Annotated in this window: 17 protein-coding genes and 1 pseudogene; 8 read left to right on the top strand and 10 right to left on the bottom strand. The window is 67.4% G+C overall.

The annotated features are described in order from the left end of the window. Positions 1-91 precede the first annotated feature (91 nt). Positions 92-379, top strand: a pseudogene (locus AB0L63_RS32410) (integrase core domain-containing protein); the annotation flags it as partial. A gap of 840 nt (positions 380-1,219) precedes the next feature. Here the strand turns inward: AB0L63_RS32410 and AB0L63_RS32405 are convergent. Next, the gene (locus tag AB0L63_RS32405) at positions 1,220-1,519 is read right to left on the bottom strand and encodes a WXG100 family type VII secretion target (RefSeq protein ID WP_364508888.1); all 300 of its coding nucleotides are present in this window, start codon (positions 1,517-1,519) and stop codon (positions 1,220-1,222) included. 3 nt (positions 1,520-1,522) lie between these two features. Continuing rightward, positions 1,523-1,837, bottom strand: a complete 315-nt coding sequence (locus AB0L63_RS32400) for a WXG100 family type VII secretion target (protein WP_364508885.1) — start codon at positions 1,835-1,837, stop codon at positions 1,523-1,525. Positions 1,838-2,574: 737 nt separating this feature from the next. On the opposite strand from AB0L63_RS32400, the gene AB0L63_RS32395 reads away from it, so the two are divergent. After that, on the top strand, positions 2,575-2,802 hold the full coding sequence (locus AB0L63_RS32395; RefSeq protein ID WP_364508882.1) for an Lrp/AsnC ligand binding domain-containing protein: 228 nt from the start codon (positions 2,575-2,577) through the stop codon (positions 2,800-2,802). Between the two features lie 61 nt (positions 2,803-2,863). Here the strand turns inward: AB0L63_RS32395 and AB0L63_RS32390 are convergent, their stop codons facing one another. Then, positions 2,864-3,307, bottom strand: a complete 444-nt coding sequence (locus AB0L63_RS32390) for a hypothetical protein (RefSeq protein ID WP_364508880.1) — start codon at positions 3,305-3,307, stop codon at positions 2,864-2,866. A gap of 263 nt (positions 3,308-3,570) precedes the next feature. On the opposite strand from AB0L63_RS32390, the gene AB0L63_RS32385 reads away from it, so the two are divergent. Further along, positions 3,571-3,780 carry an AbrB/MazE/SpoVT family DNA-binding domain-containing protein gene (locus AB0L63_RS32385; protein WP_364508878.1) on the top strand — a complete coding sequence of 70 codons (210 nt, stop codon included), beginning with the start codon at positions 3,571-3,573 and terminating at the stop codon, positions 3,778-3,780. A gap of 662 nt (positions 3,781-4,442) precedes the next feature. Here the strand turns inward: AB0L63_RS32385 and AB0L63_RS32380 are convergent. From AB0L63_RS32380 to pcaH, 7 genes are read right to left on the bottom strand one after another with little or no spacing between them, the layout of a single operon-like run. Then, positions 4,443-5,108 carry a 3-oxoacid CoA-transferase subunit B gene (locus AB0L63_RS32380; RefSeq protein WP_364508876.1) on the bottom strand — a complete coding sequence of 222 codons (666 nt, stop codon included), beginning with the start codon at positions 5,106-5,108 and terminating at the stop codon, positions 4,443-4,445. After that, positions 5,108-5,803, bottom strand: a complete 696-nt coding sequence (locus tag AB0L63_RS32375) for a 3-oxoacid CoA-transferase subunit A (protein WP_364508874.1) — start codon at positions 5,801-5,803, stop codon at positions 5,108-5,110. Before AB0L63_RS32375 ends, AB0L63_RS32380 begins: the two co-directional genes overlap by 1 nt. Next, a complete protein-coding gene (locus AB0L63_RS32370; protein ID WP_364508872.1) occupies positions 5,800-6,993 on the bottom strand; it encodes a thiolase family protein in 1,194 nt (397 codons plus the stop codon). Before AB0L63_RS32370 ends, AB0L63_RS32375 begins: the two co-directional genes overlap by 4 nt. Continuing rightward, a complete protein-coding gene (gene pcaC / locus AB0L63_RS32365) occupies positions 6,990-8,288 on the bottom strand; it encodes a 4-carboxymuconolactone decarboxylase (RefSeq protein WP_364508868.1) in 1,299 nt (432 codons plus the stop codon). The genes AB0L63_RS32370 and pcaC overlap by 4 nt, the downstream gene beginning before the upstream one ends. Then, complete coding sequence (locus tag AB0L63_RS32360; RefSeq protein ID WP_364508865.1) at positions 8,285-9,553, bottom strand: lyase family protein; 1,269 nt, start codon at positions 9,551-9,553, stop codon at positions 8,285-8,287. The genes pcaC and AB0L63_RS32360 overlap by 4 nt, the downstream gene beginning before the upstream one ends. Next, the gene (gene pcaG, locus AB0L63_RS32355; RefSeq protein ID WP_364508863.1) at positions 9,553-10,110 is read right to left on the bottom strand and encodes a protocatechuate 3,4-dioxygenase subunit alpha; all 558 of its coding nucleotides are present in this window, start codon (positions 10,108-10,110) and stop codon (positions 9,553-9,555) included. The genes AB0L63_RS32360 and pcaG overlap by 1 nt, the downstream gene beginning before the upstream one ends. Further along, on the bottom strand, positions 10,107-10,907 hold the full coding sequence (pcaH, locus tag AB0L63_RS32350) for a protocatechuate 3,4-dioxygenase subunit beta (protein WP_364508860.1): 801 nt from the start codon (positions 10,905-10,907) through the stop codon (positions 10,107-10,109). The genes pcaG and pcaH overlap by 4 nt, the downstream gene beginning before the upstream one ends. Positions 10,908-10,976: 69 nt before the next feature. Between pcaH and AB0L63_RS32345 the strand changes: the two genes are divergently transcribed. From AB0L63_RS32345 to AB0L63_RS32325, 5 genes are all read left to right on the top strand, one after another. Continuing rightward, complete coding sequence (locus AB0L63_RS32345) at positions 10,977-11,738, top strand: IclR family transcriptional regulator (RefSeq protein WP_364508858.1); 762 nt, start codon at positions 10,977-10,979, stop codon at positions 11,736-11,738. A 65-nt stretch (positions 11,739-11,803) separates the two neighbouring features. Continuing rightward, positions 11,804-12,997, top strand: a complete 1,194-nt coding sequence (locus AB0L63_RS32340; RefSeq protein ID WP_364508855.1) for a 4-hydroxybenzoate 3-monooxygenase — start codon at positions 11,804-11,806, stop codon at positions 12,995-12,997. Positions 12,998-13,002: 5 nt separating this feature from the next. Further along, positions 13,003-13,692, top strand: coding sequence for an HD domain-containing protein (locus tag AB0L63_RS32335; RefSeq protein WP_364508852.1), 690 nt, complete (start codon positions 13,003-13,005; stop codon positions 13,690-13,692). 61 nt (positions 13,693-13,753) lie between these two features. Next, positions 13,754-14,536, top strand: coding sequence for an IclR family transcriptional regulator (locus tag AB0L63_RS32330; RefSeq protein ID WP_364508850.1), 783 nt, complete (start codon positions 13,754-13,756; stop codon positions 14,534-14,536). 120 nt (positions 14,537-14,656) lie between these two features. After that, positions 14,657-15,916, top strand: a complete 1,260-nt coding sequence (locus tag AB0L63_RS32325; RefSeq protein WP_364508847.1) for a cytochrome P450 — start codon at positions 14,657-14,659, stop codon at positions 15,914-15,916. The last annotated feature ends 2 nt before the right edge of the window (positions 15,917-15,918 follow it).

The following is a 15,918-nucleotide window of genomic DNA, read 5'->3' as shown; positions in this document are numbered from 1 at the left end:
GCTCGCCCGGTTACCTCCCGCATCCAGTCCGATGGCCTTCCCATAACACCCTCCATGACCTCGGGTGTTGCGTCCACCGGTTGAGCCTGAGCAATTCACTTCCTGGGCCTTCACCGACCGGGCCCGTAAGTCCGGGCTGGTGCCCTCGATGGGGTCGATCGGCGACTGCTACGACAACGCCGTTATCGAATCCTTTTGGGGCAGAATGCAAACCGAGCTGCTGAACCGGCAGCGGTGGAGAACCAGAATCGAGCTGGCAAACGCGATCTTCGAATACCTGGAGATCTTCCACAACCGTCGCCGCCGTCATTCGGCCCTCGGTATGCGATCTCCGATCGAGTACGAGATGATGCAGTCATCCATCCAACCCGTGGCCTGAAGTCCAGTATGACGACTCCACGAAACCCGGGGAACATCACCGCGTTGCCGACCCATTCGGACAGGGTCGCGGTAAATGGCGCCAGCGCGGCGAAAGCGACTTCGCCCGCGGCGGTTTCGATGGCGAGTCCTCGGAGTTCCTCCAGGATCTTGTGGTGTGCCTCGTCGAGGTGGTGGGCGTACTCACCGCAGGCATCGCCAAGTGTTTGGCATGCATCGGCCAACGCGGTGAAGTCCGCTTGCCGGGTCCGGCAGGTGCTGGCGGCGATCTCGATCTCGGGTGACTGTTGGTTGTTGAGGAGCTCGACAGCCTGCGGGGCCCGACCGGCGATGGTTCGGTAGTCGGCTGCTGCGGTGTGCCATGCGGTCTTGGCGGCGTTCAGTTGGTCCTGGTGACCGTTCGGCCAGGCGAACCCGACAGCGTCCTTGAGTATCGACCATCCGAACGGCTCAGGGATTCCGTCTCCGGCCGCTGAGGGCGTCGATTCTGGGAGGCAAGGATCCGTCGACAGCTGAAGTGCGGTGGGCGGTTGTTGATCGGCCAGGTTCGCACCAGTCTCGGCGACCTGGTGGTTGAAGGCTCCCGCAACGATCATGTTCCTGGTCTGGCCGCACGCGGTCGCCAATTTGGATGAGGTCGAGATCGCAAGTCCGACGGCTTCGTCGTATCCAGTGGCCCATTGACCGCCGACGCTGTCGCTGCCAGCCATCCCTGCATATGCGGTGAGCACCGTGACCAGCGCGGAGTGGGTGGTCACGGTGTCGGTGGACATCTGGCCGAAGATCTCACCGGCAGAGGTGTATTCCTCGTTGCGGTGAACAATGAGCGGTACTGTCGGCGTCATTGCGGCCACATCTGCACGTTCGCTTCCACCGCGGCTGTGTAGTTCGTGTGCGCTCGGCGGGCCACCTCACGCAATTCGTCGAGGTTCTCCCGCATTTCTGCAGCGCCCGCCATCCAACGGTCATGCGCGGCGCGTTGCGCCTCGGCCGCCCGGCTCGACCACGTCAGATGCAAATCGGCGATGTGCTGGTCGACTTCTCGCAGCCAGCCCTCGACATCTGCTCCGAACTTCGCCATCGCCGCGATGGCTTCGTCGAGCTGCTGGAGGTTGACCCGATAGCTGTAGTCGTCCGCCATCAGCTACACCTGTCCCCCGAATTGGGTGATCGAATCACGATTGGCGCTATCCCGGAACTCGTAACGGTTAGCGGCATCAGCAAGGTTCGTGGCAGTGCTCTCCAGCGCAGCAACGATCTCGTCGGCACCGTGCTTCCACTCGATCCACGATTCGTCGTACGCGCTCGCTGCTTTTCCCCGCCAGCCGTCGGCAAGCAGTTCGCGACCGACCGTGTCGTCGAGTTGCTTGAGCTGTTCCCGGATGACCTGAGCCTTCCCGGTGGCAAACCGAGATGCGTCGCGTAGTCGATTCGGGTCGACTTCGAGTTCCTCCGACATCTCGCCTCCCTCGTCGTACAGTCCGCCCCCTGCACTATAGGGTGCACGAACTTTCACCCGGTTCCGCCGATGTTTGGTCGCCGCGCGGATTGACGGACGGGACACGTATGACGACCGAGTCGTATGGAATCGGCTCAAATATATTGCGGGAGGTTTGAGTTCGGCGGTCCTGCGACGCGCTTTCGGGCGGTGAGCATAGCCTGGGGGCAGGTGCAATCGAGGTACCTCGGCTGCTACGAGGCAAGAGCCACCGACCCAAGACTCAGATGATGCGACCGAGCGCGAGGCCGGGCATCTCCAAATACCCGACGCAAGGGGGAAGGGAGTGCTTCCGAACCCCCTTCTCCACCAGGCCGATCCGCTAACCCACGACCTCGACCACACACATGCGCCGAGCACCAAACAATCGATTACCAGGCATTTTCATAGCGTTCGAACCGAAAGGGGAACATTCCCCCGCCTTGACCGAAAACGATTGTCAACACCAACTGGCGATTCCGGTCAACATCCCAGCCAACAAATCCTGTTGACGAAACGGGCCGCAGAACAGAGAAAACACCCTCTGACCTGCGGCTCTACTGCACTACCTCTGTGGGCGAAGGGGGACTTGAACCCCTGACACCACTCAGGAGTTCGTGATGTCTCGTGATTCCCGCTAGGTCCCACTCCTGGGCAGAACGAGCAGGTGGTGATCTCCCCAAAAGGAAGCACAAACGGGCCGCGGGCTCCAGGAGTGGGTGTGCGGCCTGCCCGACACGCTTGGCATGCTCGTCACCACCGGCAGCGAGGATTTCCTCATCCACGTCGCTGTTCCCGATAACGACAGTCTGTACGCCTACGTGATCGACAACCTCACCGAAAGACCCGAAGTCGCCGATGTCCGCACTTCCATTGTCTACGAACATGTCCGCAACACTCGGATCGCCCCCGCATCCGAACCTGGCTCCCGCCGCCGGAATCCGTAACCGGCCGATCTCCGTGGGGCAGGCACGACGTGCTCGGAGTTCTGCTTCACCCGGCGCGCGGCTAGGGCACCAGCAGATACCACTCCGCGAATGGGCCCTGGATCGGCCATGTGTCGGCCATGATCTTTGCCGGACCCATCCCCACCCACAGGTCCACGGTCACGGTGTCGCCCGGCGCCGCATCGGTGTGCACATACACATCTTGCGCCCGCGCACCCGCTGAGCCCACCCATCCCAACATCACGTGATTGCCGCACGGCCCGCGCTGATAACCCAGTGGTGTCACGTGCGCCAGCACGTGGCCGGGCAGATTCGGCGCGGCCTCCACCGCCACGCCAATTGCCCCAGTACAGAAATTCGCATCCCCGAAGGTGTAGAGGGTGGTGCCGAGCGGCGCCCATTGCGGTAGCGGATCCGCCTGGGCTGGCGTCGCCTGCATTCCGCACACCAACGCACCGATCCCTGCCGATAGCACGACCCCCGCCGCCGCTCGCCGTACTGTCATCAGTCGATGTCCTTCCCGCGTAACAACACTCGCGGCCGTACTACCCGCTCTAACAATATAGCCCGGACGGATCTGCATGACATCGCGACGTCTGGCCGAAAGTCGTTCCGCCAGTTAGCGTATCGAACCAGCAATGGAAAGCCACCGCCACCTATCCGGACCCGCAGCAGGATGGCCCCACCGCGAAGCTCGAATCCGTTCTGACAGCGCTGGATTGGCACCCTGGTGACCTGCTGTCGTGGCGGATTACCGGAGGGCTGATCGTGATCACCCGTCCCGGTTTCGGTCGCCGCGGGGTCACCGAGCACGGGCATCTGGCGTTACCTGCCCAGACGCGGCGCGGTGCGGGTATCCAGCATCACGACAGGGTGCTGTTGGCCGCCGATCCCGATCAAGGCCTGCTGGTGGTGTTTCCGCCGCGTGTCCTCGACGAGATGGCCGCACGCCGCTTCCGCGAGGGGGTGGACCGATGAACGCCCGCAGTGACGCCGATGTCGCTGCGGTCCGGATGATGATGGACCGGCTCAACCTCACCGTCTCCGAACTCGGCGAAGACAGCCGTAGTGGTGCCGCGAACGTTCCGACTTTCGCCGAATACATTCCCCTCGTGCGGGCCAGCATGCCCGCGGGCCGCACCCGCGACCAGTACCAGACGTACTGGACGAAGATCCTCGCTCAACCGGGATGGGCCGAACGGCGCTTGAACGAGCCGACCCCCGCGCAGTTGCAGGCGCTGTGTGAGGCGATCAGAACCGAGCGACTGATCCGCCGCAACGGACGAGACGGACGTGACGTCGTCCGCCCGTCATCGACACACCGCGCCGGATCTACACCCACGCCGAAGACAGGGCCGATATCTGCCCTGGGTCATCACCCACGGCATCTCCATCCACTGGCTGCGCCACACAACAACCACCTGGGTCGAGCGCCGCTACGGCGGCGCGATCGCACGCGAGTTCGCCCGCCACGCGGTAGGCGCAGCCGGACCCACCGGCATCTACACCACCGCAACAATCACGCCGTGTACCAGTCCTGCGATTCCGGGTTTCGATGCCGTACAGCCCATTCCACACCGTAGGAAACGGGAGCGGCACCTGGCGCCGCCGCCCGCAGCGTGGCAGCCGATGGCCAACCCTCATGACGTCAGATCGAGACCGGTCCGGCTGCGTAATTCGTCGAGGGAGATCCCGTAGGCCGACCGCACCCGCACCCGTTCGCGCTCGAGCTCGAAGACCCCGTAGTCGCTGTAGACGCGGCTGACGCAACGGCGTCCGGTCAGTGGGTAGGTGCATTTCTCCACCAGCTTCGAGATGCCGTCGCGGGTGAACAGAGACATCATGACGAAGACTTGCTCGGCGCCGATGGCAAGGTCCATCGCACCGCCGACAGCGGGGATGGCGTCGGGGGCGCCAGTGTGCCAGTTGGCGAGGTCGCCGGTATGCGAGACCTGGAAGGCGCCGAGCACGCACACGTCGAGATGGCCGCCTCGCATCATGGCGAAGGAGTCGGCGTGATGGAAGTAGGAGGCGCCCAGCGTCTCGACGACCGGGACCTTCCCCGCGTTGATCAGATCGGGGTCTACCTCGCCGCCGACGGCGGCGCGGCCCATGCCGAGCATGCCATTTTCGGTGTGCAGGATGACACCCTGCTCAGGCGCGAGATAGTCGGCCACCATAGTGGGCTGGCCGATGCCCAGATTGACGAACGCGCCGCGCGGGATGTCGGCGGCGACCAGCGCGGCCAGCTCGTGCTTGTCCAGCGGTCCGCGGTCGGTATGTTCGGTGCTCGTCGTGCGGCTCATCACGCAGCTCCTTCCTGGGCCGGTTCGGGCACGCCGGCCAGATGCACCACCCGGTCTACGAAGATGGCGGGGGTAACGATGTTCTCCGGGTCGAGCGCGCCGGTATCGACGACCTCGCCGACCTGGACGATTGTAGTGTTCGCGGCGGTGGCCATCACAGGGCCGAAGTTGCGAGCTGTCTTGCGGTACACGAGGTTTCCCATACGATCGGCGCGATGGGCTTTGATGAGCGCGAAGTCGCCGCGAATGGGGTACTCGAGTACGTAGTCGCGGCCGTCGATGGTGCGCTGCTCCTTACCTTCGGCCAGAGTGGTGCCGACACCGGTGGGCGTGAAGAACGCGCCGATGCCCGCACCCGCGGCGCGCAGCCGCTCGGCGAGGTTGCCCTGAGGCACCACCTCGAGTTCGATGCGGCCGGAACGGTAGAGCTCGTCGAAGACCCACGAATCGCGCTGGCGCGGGAACGAACAGACGATCTTGCGGACATTACCGGTGGCCAGCAGTGCCGCCAGCCCGTTGTCGCCGTTGCCGGCATTGTTGTTGACCACGGTGAGGTCGGTCGCGCCGTGTCGGCGCAGCGCGTCGATGAGCTCCATCGGCTGCCCAGCGGTGCCGAAGCCACCGATCAGCACCGTCGCGCCGTCAGGGATGTCGGCAACGGCTGCATCCGCGTCGGTCAGATGGGCGATGGTCACACGGTCTCCTCGTTCTCCAGTACGACGGCCAGGCCCTGGCCGACGCCGATGCAAATCGCAGCAACGCCCCAGCGGTGGCCGTCGGCGCGTAGTGCGGCGGCGAGGGTGCCGAGGAGGCGACCGCCGGACGCGCCGAGCGGGTGGCCGAGGGCGATCGCGCCGCCCTTGGTGTTGACGATCTCCGGATCGACCTTCCAGGCGTCGAGGCAGATCAGCGACTGCACCGCGAACGCCTCGTTGAGCTCGACCGCGCCGACATCGGACCAGCTGATACCTGCCCGTGCCAGCGCCTTTTCGGCGGCCTCGACCGGGGCGTAGCCGAAGCGGTGCGGTTCGACAGCGTGGGTGCCGCGCGCAGCGATGCGGACCAGCGGGTCACGGCCGATGCGGTCCGCGGCGGCCGCCGACCCGAGCAGTACAGCCGAAGCGCCGTCGCTCAGCGGCGATGCGTTACCCGCGGTGATCGTGCCGTTCTTGCGAAACGACGGCCTCAGTCCGGCTAGAGCCTGCGTGGTCGAATCGGGGCGTATGCCCTCGTCTCGGGCCAGGTCGGTCCCTGGGACGCCTATGACCAGATCGTTGTAGAACCCGGCTTCCCACGCCGCGTGGGCGAGCCGGTGGGAGCGGGCCGCGAACTCGTCCTGGCGCTCGCGGGAGACGCCGTGGATCTCGCACAGCTGCTCGTTGGACTCACCGAGCGAGGCCGTCCACTCCTTCGGCATCGCCGGATTGACCAGCCGCCAGCCCAGGGTGGTGGAAACCAGCTCGGTGTTGCCCGCCGGGTATGCGCGCGAAGGCTTGGGCAGCACCCACGGAGCGCGGGTCATCGACTCGACGCCGCCGGTGAGGACGATGTCAGCGTCACCGGTCTCGATGGTGCGCGAGCCGATCATGGCGGCGTCGAGCGAAGAGCCGCACAGCCGGTTGACGGTGGTGCCTGGCACCGTGACCGGCAGGTCGGCCAACAGGGCAGCCATGCGGGCGACGTTGCGGTTCTCCTCTCCCGCGCCGTTGGCATTGCCGAGCACGACCTCGTCGATCGCGGCCGGGTCCAGGCCGGTGCGGTCGACCACCGCCCGCAACGTCGCCGCGGCGAGGTCGTCGGGGCGCGTTTCGGCGAACGCGCCGCCGAAGCGCGCGAACGGTGTCCGCACCGCGTCGTATACATAGACCTGCGGGGTGCCGGTCATCGAGCGTTCCCTCCTTCGGGTTCGCAGGTCAACGTCTGCTGCGCGATGCGGAACGCGGTGTTCGCGTCCGGCACCCCGCAGTAGATCGCCGACTGCAGGAGAACTTCTTTGATCTCGTCGTCGGTCAGGCCGTTGGTGCGGGCCGCGCGCAGATGCATCTCCAGTTCCTCGTGGTGGCCGCGAGCGATCAGCGCGGTGATCACGATCATCGACCGGCTGCGGCGGTCCAGCCCCGGCCTGGTCCAGATGCCGCCCCAGGCGTAGTCGGTGATGAACTCCTGGAATTCACGGGTCAGGTCGGTGGCGACGGCGGTGGCGCGGTCGACGTGGGTGTTGCCGAGGACTGCGCGGCGCACGGCCATGCCCGCTGCACGCCGGTCGTCCACAGTGAATGCCTGCGGCGGGGCGCCTTTCGCGGTATCGGGCCAGACGGCCGGGCCGGTACCCACTATCGCTGGGGCCGCCGGGGAATCGGTCACAGCGATGGCGGCGGGACCGGACTCGAATCCCGCGGCCTGGCGAATGACTCGAGCGGTGTCGGCGGGCGCTTCTGCGGGCGCGAGGTGGGCGACCCGCTCGAGGACGACCAGCCGACCGTCGCCGACCCCATGCGCCAGTTCGGCCATGGCGGCGACCGTGGTGACGAGATCATAGGCGCCGGCGAGGGCGAGGATCGGTGTGTCGATCCGGTCGAGGTCGGCACGCACGTCGAAGGTCGCCAGCGCATCGCAGACCGCGGCGTAACCGGCCGCGTCGGCATCGGCGAGCGAATGCAGCAGCGCACCGGCGACGTCGGGGTGCTGATCGACGAAACCGGGGGCAAACCAGCGTTTGGCCGAGCCGTCGACCATGACCGGGGTTCCCGCGGAGCGGACCAGCGCGGCCCGGTCCCGCCACATCGCCTCGTCGCCGATGCGGGCCGCGGTGCAGGCAAGGACGGCGGTGGTGATCCGGTCCGGGTTGTCGAGGAGCAGTTGCAGGCCAACCGCACCGCCGATCGAGTCGCCCGCGTAGTGGAAACCGCCACTGGGTTCACCGCGCTCGGCGAGTACGCCGTCGACGAGGGCCTGCACGCCCTCGGCGAGTTCGGCCACGGTGAATTCATCCGCTATCTCGGCGCGATTGTGCCCGTGCCCGGGCAGATCCCAGGCCACGACATGGAAGTGGTCGCCCAGTAGTTCGGCCGTGGTCGACCAGAGGGTGACAGCCGAGGTGCCCAGTGAGGGGCCGCAGACCAGCAGTGGCAGGGCGGCGGAACCGGCCAGCTGCACGCCGGTCACGGTCGGGATCGTCATTGTGCTCCTTCGGAACGGGTGCGGGACCGGCATCCAGAACGAGCCCGGCCGAGAATCTCGTCGATCAGCGCGTCGGTGCTGCCGAGGTAATGGCTCGGGTCGAAGTCCGGTTCGGGAGAACTGTCGACCAGACGGGCGAGGCTACGCTGTTCGGCGAGCAGGCCGGAGGCCGCGGACTGCACGAGCCGGGCCATGCGGCCGGTGTCGACATGCAGCCCGGCCAGCAGTTCTGCCATCTGGTCGGCGGCGGTGAGCGCATGCCGGGCGAGCTGGACCAGCGGCGTCCACTCGGTGTGCCATGCGCCGTCGGGGCGCTCGTCCACTGCCGACGCGGCGGCGAGATGAAGCTGGACGGACAGCCCGGGAGCTGTCAGTGCGGCGCGGCGGATCAGCACGGACAGGATCGGGTTGGCCTTCTGCGGCATCGTCGAGGAGCCGCCGCGCCCGTTGCCCGCGGGTTCGGCGAGTTCAGCGATCTCGGGGCGGACGCGCACCAACACGTCACCCGCGATGTGACCCCAGGCGTCGAGCGCCCGGGTGAGGGCATCGGCGAGGCGGGTGAGCGGGGTGCGGACGGTGTGCCACGGCGGTGCCCAGGGCAGTCCGAGCCGGACGGCCGCGGCGCGGGCCAGTGCGACCGGGTCACCCCTCCCCTCGGTGAGCCGCACCAGCTCGGCTGCCGCGGCGAGCGTTCCCGCTGCGCCGCCGATCTGAACCGGCAGCCGATCGCGCGCGTCGCGCAGGTCGTCGCGGGCCTCGAGCACGCCGTGCAGCCACTGGGCCGCCATGAGCCCGAAGGTGACCGGGACGGCATGCTGGGTCAGGGTGCGGCCGGCCATCAGGTCGGCACGGTGCCGGTCGGCGAGTCCGGCCAGCACGTCGACCTGCCTGTCGATCCCCGTGAGCACAGCGGCCGCGGTCTCGCGCAGGCCGAGCACGAGCGCGGTGTCGAGCACGTCCTGACTGGTCAGGCCGCGGTGCAGCCAGCGGGCGGCCTCGGGGTGGGTGTCGGAATGCCATTCGCGAAGCAGTTTCACGAGCGGGATCACCGGGTTGCCACCCGGCTCGGCAGCCTCGACCAGGTCGGTCAGGTCGATGGCATCGACCTGACCGCCCAAATCGATCGCCGCCTCTGCTGGGGCGATCTCCGCCTCGGCGAGAACTGCCAGCCAAGCGGTTTCGACCCGAACCATCGCGCGGACCACCTCCATGTCGGAGAGGTGGTCTCCGGCACGGTCGTCACCCGGCCAGAGCAGAGCGGGCATCAGTGTTCCCCGTACTCGACGAAGACGGTCTCGCCGGGGCCCTGCAGCCGGATGTCGAAAACAAAGCCGTGTTCGTCGGGCCGGGCGATGAGAGTGGCGCGCCGCTCCTCGGGCACCGTCGACAGCAGCGGGTCGGCGGCGACGGCGTCTGTGTCGAGCGGCAGATAGGCGCGGGTGAACAGTCGGTGCAGCAGGCCGCGGGCGAACACAGTGATCAGGAAGAACGGCGCGCGGTCCGGATCGGTCGCGCCGGGGCGCAACGTGGTGAAGCTGTAGTGGCCGGTGTCGTCGACCGGGGTGCGGGCGAAGCCTGTGAAGGTCCACCCGTCGCGGGCCCGGGAGCCCTGCACCTGCGGCACCTTCCCGTTCTCGTCGGCCTGCCACAATTCGATGAGGGCGTCGGGTACCGGCATCCCGGCCCCGTCGAACACGGTGCCGTGCAAGTGGATCGCCCGGGGATGGCCGGCAGGAACCAGCTCGGCGCCGCCGTCGAACGGCAGCGCGTAACCGAAGAACGGGCCGACCGTCTGGCCCGGGGTGGGCGCGAGCGTGCTCATGCGGATTCCTCCGTCGGGGTGCGGCGGCTGCCGGTGAGCACGATGTCCCAACGGTAGCCGGTGGCCCACTCGTGGCGGGTCACGTCGTGGTCGTAGGTCGCGACCAGCCGGGCGCGGGCAGTCTGGTCGACGATCGACTGATAGATCGGGTCGAGCGAGAACAGCGGGTCGCCGGGGAAGTACATCTGCGTGACGAGGCGCTGGGTGAAATCGGTGCCGAACAGCGAGAAGTGGATGTGCGCGGGCCGCCAGGCGTTGTGGTGGTTCTTCCACGGGTAGGGGCCGGGTTTGATGGTGGTGAAGCAGTAGCGACCATCGTCGTCGGTGAGGGTGCGCCCGACGCCGGTGAAGTTCGGGTCGATGGGCGCCGGATGCTGGTCGCGCTTGTGGATATAGCGACCGGCGGCGTTGGCCTGCCAGATCTCCACGAGTTGGTTGCGCACCGGACGGCCCTCGCCGTCGAGTACCCGGCCGGTCACCACGATTCGTTCGCCAAGGGGGGCACCGCCGTCCTGGATGGTCAGGTCCGACTCGAGCCGGGACACGTCACGGTGGCCGAATACCGGAGCGAACAATTCGATCGTTTCCGGATCGGCATGGTGCGGGTCCTTGGTCGGGTGGCGCAGCAGGCTACTGCGGTAGGGCGCATAGTCCAGACGGGGCTGGGTTTCGACAGCCCCGGCGGCGGCGTATTCCACGCTGATCGCGGCTATCTCGGCATTGATGTCGGTCTGGCTCGCCGACGCCGAGTCCGGGTCTGTCAGCGGCGTGACGGGCGTCTGCTGGGTCTGGGGCACGGCCGTACCATAAGCCGGGCCATGCCCGACAGACTTGCGACCACTTCCGCTGAACGGAAGGCTGTTCGTATGGCAGGCAACTCCACCCGGCCGGGTCTCTCGGTGACAAGTCGCGCATTGGCGATCCTCGCCGCATTCGACCAGCGCCACCGTCGGCTCACCCTCACCGAACTCGCGGCTCGCGCCGAGCTGCCGTTGCCGACCGCGCACCGGTTGGTCGGCGAACTCGTCGCCTGGGGCGCACTGAGCCGCACCGAGTCCGGGAACTACGTGATCGGGCGCAGACTCTGGGATATCGGACTGCTCGCCCCAGTGCAGTCGGGGCTGCGCCAGATTGCCTCGCCCTACCTGCACGATCTCTACGGCGCGACGCTGGCCACGGTGCATCTCGCTGTGCGCGACGGCCGCCAGGTGCTCTACGTCGACCGGCTCTCCGGTCACGCCTCGGTGCCGGTGGTCAGCTCGATCGGCTCGCGACTGCCCCTGCACGCGACCGGGGTCGGCAAGGCGCTGCTGGCCCATGCCCCCGCCCAGATCCGGTCGGCGGTGCTGGCCGACCTGCCGAGGATCACCCGATACACGGTGAACCAGCCGGGCGTGCTCTGTCGCCAGCTCGACAGGGTGCGCGAGGACGACTACGCCACCACGGTCGAGGAGATGAGCCTCGGCGCCTGCTCGGTTGCCGTCCCGATCCGCGCGCACGGCGACGTGGTGGCGGCGCTCGGCGTCGTCGTGCCCAGCCTCGACCGCGACCAGGCGCGGCTGGTCAGCGCCTTGCAGGTCGCCGCGCGCGGCATCGGCCGCAGCATCCCAGGACCACTCTCCGATTGACCTCGGTTTCGCTGAACGGAAGTAGACGATGGCCGCGGCCGGTCTCGCGGCCCCAGAATTCGGCCATGTCCTCCCCCACCCAGAGCCGTACTCAGATCGCCATCGTCGGCGCGGGCCCCGCCGGGCTCATGCTCTCCCACCTGCTGGCCCGCGTCGGAATCGACTCGGTAGCGGTCGATGTGCGCAGCCGCCGTGAGATCGAAGAGACCCATCGGGCGGGCATCCTGGAGCAGGACTCTGTCGACCTGCTCGTCGACACCGGCGTGTCCGACCGGGTGCATCGCGACGGCTACCGCCACGACGGCATCGAACTGGCCTTTGGCGGCGGCGGTCACCGGATCGACTTCCAGGGCCTGGTCGGCGCCTCGACCCAGCTCTACCCGCAGACCGACGTTTTCATGGACCTCGCCGACGCCCGGCAGCGCGACGACGGTGACGTCCGTTTCGGCGTTACCGACGTGTCGGTCGACGACTTGGCCACCGACGCCCCGGTCCTACGGTTCACCGACGCCGACGGGAGCGCCCAAGAGATCCGTGCTGATTTCCTCATCGGTGCGGACGGCTCCCGCAGCCTGTGCCGGCACATGGTGCCTGCCGACCGGCGCAGCCAATACTTCCGCGAGTACCCCTTCGCCTGGTTCGGCATCCTCGCCGAAGCGTCACCGAGCGCGCCGGAGCTGATCTACAACCACTCTCCGCGCGGCTTCGCCCTGATCAGTCAACGCACCGATCGCCTGCAGCGCATGTACTTCCAATGCGACCCGTCGGAGAACGTCGACGACTGGCCGCAGGACCGGATCTGGGAGGAACTGCAGACCCGCGTCGGCGCCAACGGCTACAAGCTCGTCGAGGGCCCGATCACCGCCAAGTCCGTGCTGCCGTTCCGCAGCTTCGTGCAGGAGCCGATGCACTACGGCAGGCTGGTACTCGCTGGTGATTCCGCGCACACCGTCCCGCCGACCGGCGCGAAGGGGCTCAACCTGGCGCTTGCCGATGTCCGAGTGCTCGCCGAGGAACTCGAACGGGCACTCGCGGCGAACGACACCGCTCCCCTGGCGACCTACAGCGAGCGCGCGCTCGCCCGGGTATGGAAGGCGCAACACTTCTCCTACTGGATGACCACGATGCTGCATACCCCACGCGAGGCCACCCCGTTCGATGTGCGCAGGCAGGAGGGGGAGCTGGCCGCGGTGACCGACTCGGTTGCCGGGTCCACCTTCCTCGCCGAGGCCTACACCGGCTGGCCGGGACGGCGGTGACGATCATGCCTGCGCCCCGGCAGCTCCCCGACCTGAACCACCTCGGTCACGACGTCACCGACCACCTCCCCGACCCCGCCACCGTGCCGGGCACCACAGGCTTCCGCCCGGAGGACGACGTGGTGTGGCGCAGCGCCGTCGAATACCTGCGTGTGCGCAGCAACGACAGCCACACCGCCTACTCCTACGGCCTGGCCGCCGCGCTGTGCGATCTGCACCCTGAGGCCGATCGAGACGTCGTCATGCCGGCGATCATCCTGCACGACACCGGCTGGTCGCAGGTTCCCGAAGGCGAGGTGCTCGAGGCCATCCGCCCAGGCGGCGGTCGCCATGATCTCGTCCTGCGGCACGAGAAGGAGGGCGCCGCGATCGCCACCGAGATCTTGACCGAGCTCGGTCACCCGTCGGCGAAGATCGACGAGATCGTCATGATCATCGACGGGCACGACTCCCGTACCGTGGCGCTCGGGCTCAATGATTCATTGGTCAAGGACGCCGACAAACTTTGGCGGCTGACCCCGCATGGCGTGGACACTGTAATGGACTGGTTCGGTCTCACCCGGCCGCAGGCACACGTGCTGATCGGCAGCCGGGTACACGGCCATCTGTTCACGACCGCGGCCCGGACCATGGCCAGGGCCTTCGCCGCAATCGCAACGATCGACAGTACGATCCAACGGACCGCGCTCGGCTGACAACCGTGCTCGACCGGCAGCACGTCCGCGACTACGGTCCGTCACGATCCGAGGAGGCGCGATGCGCGGTGACGGCCGAACGGTGACCTCGAAGGCGCTGGCGTTGCTCGGCGCCTTCGAGAGCGGACCGAATGCGCTGTCGCTCAGCGACCTGGCCGAGTTCGCCGACCTACCGCTGCCTACGGCGCACCGGCTGGTCGGCGAACTCGTCGAATGGGGGGCGCTCGAGCGCGATGACCAGGGCCGATATAGCATCGGCCTGCGTCTGTGGACGGTGGCGCAGAACGCAGGTCGTCATTTGCGCGACACCGCCCGCCCCTACCTACAGGACCTGTTCTCACTGACCCACGAGACCGCCCACATCGCGATCCGCGACGGCGACGAGGCGCTCTACATCGACCGCATCTACGGCTCGACCCGCGTTCCACGCGCCTCGCGGGTCGGCGGCCGCCTGCCGCTGCACGCCACCGCTGTCGGCAAGGTGCTGCTCGCATACGAAGAGGACTGGGTACGCGACGCCTATCTCGCACACCGGCTCGAGGCGGCCACCAGGCACACCCATGTCAATCCCGGCCGACTGGCCGCCGAACTCCGCAGAGTTCGCGACGAGGGCTACGCGACTACCCAGGAGGAGGTCAGAGCAGGTTCGTGCTCGGTAGCCGTGCCGGTGCGGCTGGACCCCCACCCGGCCGCGATCGGTCTTGTGATGCTGTCCACTCACGGTGCGACCATGACGCGCCATCTGCCGATCCTGCGCGGTATTGCGCACCGTATCGAGGTCGCCGCTAGCCGACCCCAGCCGAGCCTTGCCCGGATTCCCCGGCGCTCCCCACGGCGATCCTGATCAGGAGCAGAGTATGACTCGCTTCCGTCTAACGGAAGTGGCACATGGACCGGCGAAGTGACGCGGGCCACTATGACGTGGTTGTCACACGACGACGCGCGACACACGACAGGAGACGGGATGACGTCGAGCCCGACCCAAGCCGACCCGGCAACCGGGTGCCCGGTCCACCACGGATACCAGCCGTTCGCCCAAACCGATCCATTCCCAGCCTATGCCGCCCTGCGCGCCGAAGAGCCGGTGATGTTCGACGAGCGCATCGGTTACTGGGTGGTGAGCCGGTACGACGACATCAAGGCCGTATTCGACGACTGGGAGAGCTTCTCGTCGGAGAACGCGCAGGCGCCGGTGCGTGAACGCGGCCCGCAGGCCAAGCAGATCATGGAGGACGGCGGCTTCACCGCCTACTCCGGCCTGTCCGCCCGGATTCCTCCCGAGCACACCCGGATCCGCAAGGTCGCCGCCAAAGCATTCACCCCGCGCCGGTACAAGGTGCTCGAGCCACAGATCCGCGCCAATGTCGTCCGGTTGCTCGAGACCATGCTGGCCCGCCCGCAGCGGCGCGGCGATCTGGTCCGTGACCTGGCCTACGACGTGCCCACCATCACGATCCTGACGTTGATCGGCGCGGACGTGACCAAGATCGACACCTTCAAGCGCTGGTCGGACTCCCGCGCCGCGATGACCTGGGGCGATCTGACCAACGAGGAACAGATCCCGCACGCGCATAACCTCGTCGAGTACTGGGCCGAATGTCGCAGGCTGGTGGCCGAGGGCCACGAGACCCAGCCGGACAGCCTGGTCGGCGACATGATCCGCATGCAGGCCGCGGGCGACCCGATCAGTGACCACGAGATCGCCTCGCTGTGCTATTCGCTGCTGTTCGCCGGCCACGAGACCACTACCACGCTGATCTCGAACGCCCTGCGTGTGCTGCTGTCCTACCCCGACCAGTGGCGTCAGCTCGTCGAGGACCCCAGCCGTATCCCCCGTGCTGTCGACGAGGTGCTGCGCTACAGCCCCTCCATCGTGGGCTGGCGACGGCGGGCGCTGCGCGACACCGAGATCGGTGGCGTGGCCATTCCGAAGGGCGCCGACATTCTGCTGCTCATGGGTTCGGCCAACCGCGACGAATCCCGGTTCGACAACGGCGAGGAGTTCGATATTTCCCGTCCCAACGCCCGCGAGCACCTGGCCTTCGGCTATGGCATCCACTACTGCCTCGGCAACATGCTGGCCAAACTTCAGGCCAAGATCGCGCTCGAAGAGGTCGTCCGCCTCGCTCCCGGCCTCCGCATCACCGACGCCGCCAACATCCGCTTCGGCGACAACCTCTCCTTCCGCGCCCCCACCGCGGTACCGGTCATCTGGGAGGACTGACC

The organism is Nocardia sp. NPDC051990, assembly GCF_040680755.1.
Taxonomy (GTDB): domain Bacteria; phylum Actinomycetota; class Actinomycetes; order Mycobacteriales; family Mycobacteriaceae; genus Nocardia.
Note: the sequence above shows the minus strand (reverse complement) of the source record. Positions and strands in the feature narration are given on the sequence as shown.

Bases quoted from the DNA above. Each gene is read 5' to 3' on its own strand.
- AB0L63_RS32335 (WP_364508852.1), top strand. From the start codon at position 13,003: ATGCCTGCGCCCCGGCAGCTCCCCGACCTGAACCACCTCGGTCACGAC.
- AB0L63_RS32340 (WP_364508855.1), top strand. From the start codon at position 11,804: ATGTCCTCCCCCACCCAGAGCCGTACTCAGATCGCCATCGTCGGCGCG.
- AB0L63_RS32325 (WP_364508847.1), top strand. From the start codon at position 14,657: ATGACGTCGAGCCCGACCCAAGCCGACCCGGCAACCGGGTGCCCGGTC.
- AB0L63_RS32345 (WP_364508858.1), top strand. From the start codon at position 10,977: ATGGCAGGCAACTCCACCCGGCCGGGTCTCTCGGTGACAAGTCGCGCA.
- AB0L63_RS32370 (WP_364508872.1), bottom strand. From the start codon at position 6,993: ATGACCGGCACCCCGCAGGTCTATGTATACGACGCGGTGCGGACACCG.
- AB0L63_RS32330 (WP_364508850.1), top strand. From the start codon at position 13,754: ATGCGCGGTGACGGCCGAACGGTGACCTCGAAGGCGCTGGCGTTGCTC.
- AB0L63_RS32360 (WP_364508865.1), bottom strand. From the start codon at position 9,553: ATGCCCGCTCTGCTCTGGCCGGGTGACGACCGTGCCGGAGACCACCTC.
- pcaC (WP_364508868.1), bottom strand. From the start codon at position 8,288: ATGACGATCCCGACCGTGACCGGCGTGCAGCTGGCCGGTTCCGCCGCC.
- AB0L63_RS32390 (WP_364508880.1), bottom strand. From the start codon at position 3,307: ATGACAGTACGGCGAGCGGCGGCGGGGGTCGTGCTATCGGCAGGGATC.
- AB0L63_RS32400 (WP_364508885.1), bottom strand. From the start codon at position 1,837: ATGTCGGAGGAACTCGAAGTCGACCCGAATCGACTACGCGACGCATCT.
- AB0L63_RS32380 (WP_364508876.1), bottom strand. From the start codon at position 5,108: ATGAGCCGCACGACGAGCACCGAACATACCGACCGCGGACCGCTGGAC.
- AB0L63_RS32405 (WP_364508888.1), bottom strand. From the start codon at position 1,519: ATGGCGGACGACTACAGCTATCGGGTCAACCTCCAGCAGCTCGACGAA.
- pcaG (WP_364508863.1), bottom strand. From the start codon at position 10,110: ATGAGCACGCTCGCGCCCACCCCGGGCCAGACGGTCGGCCCGTTCTTC.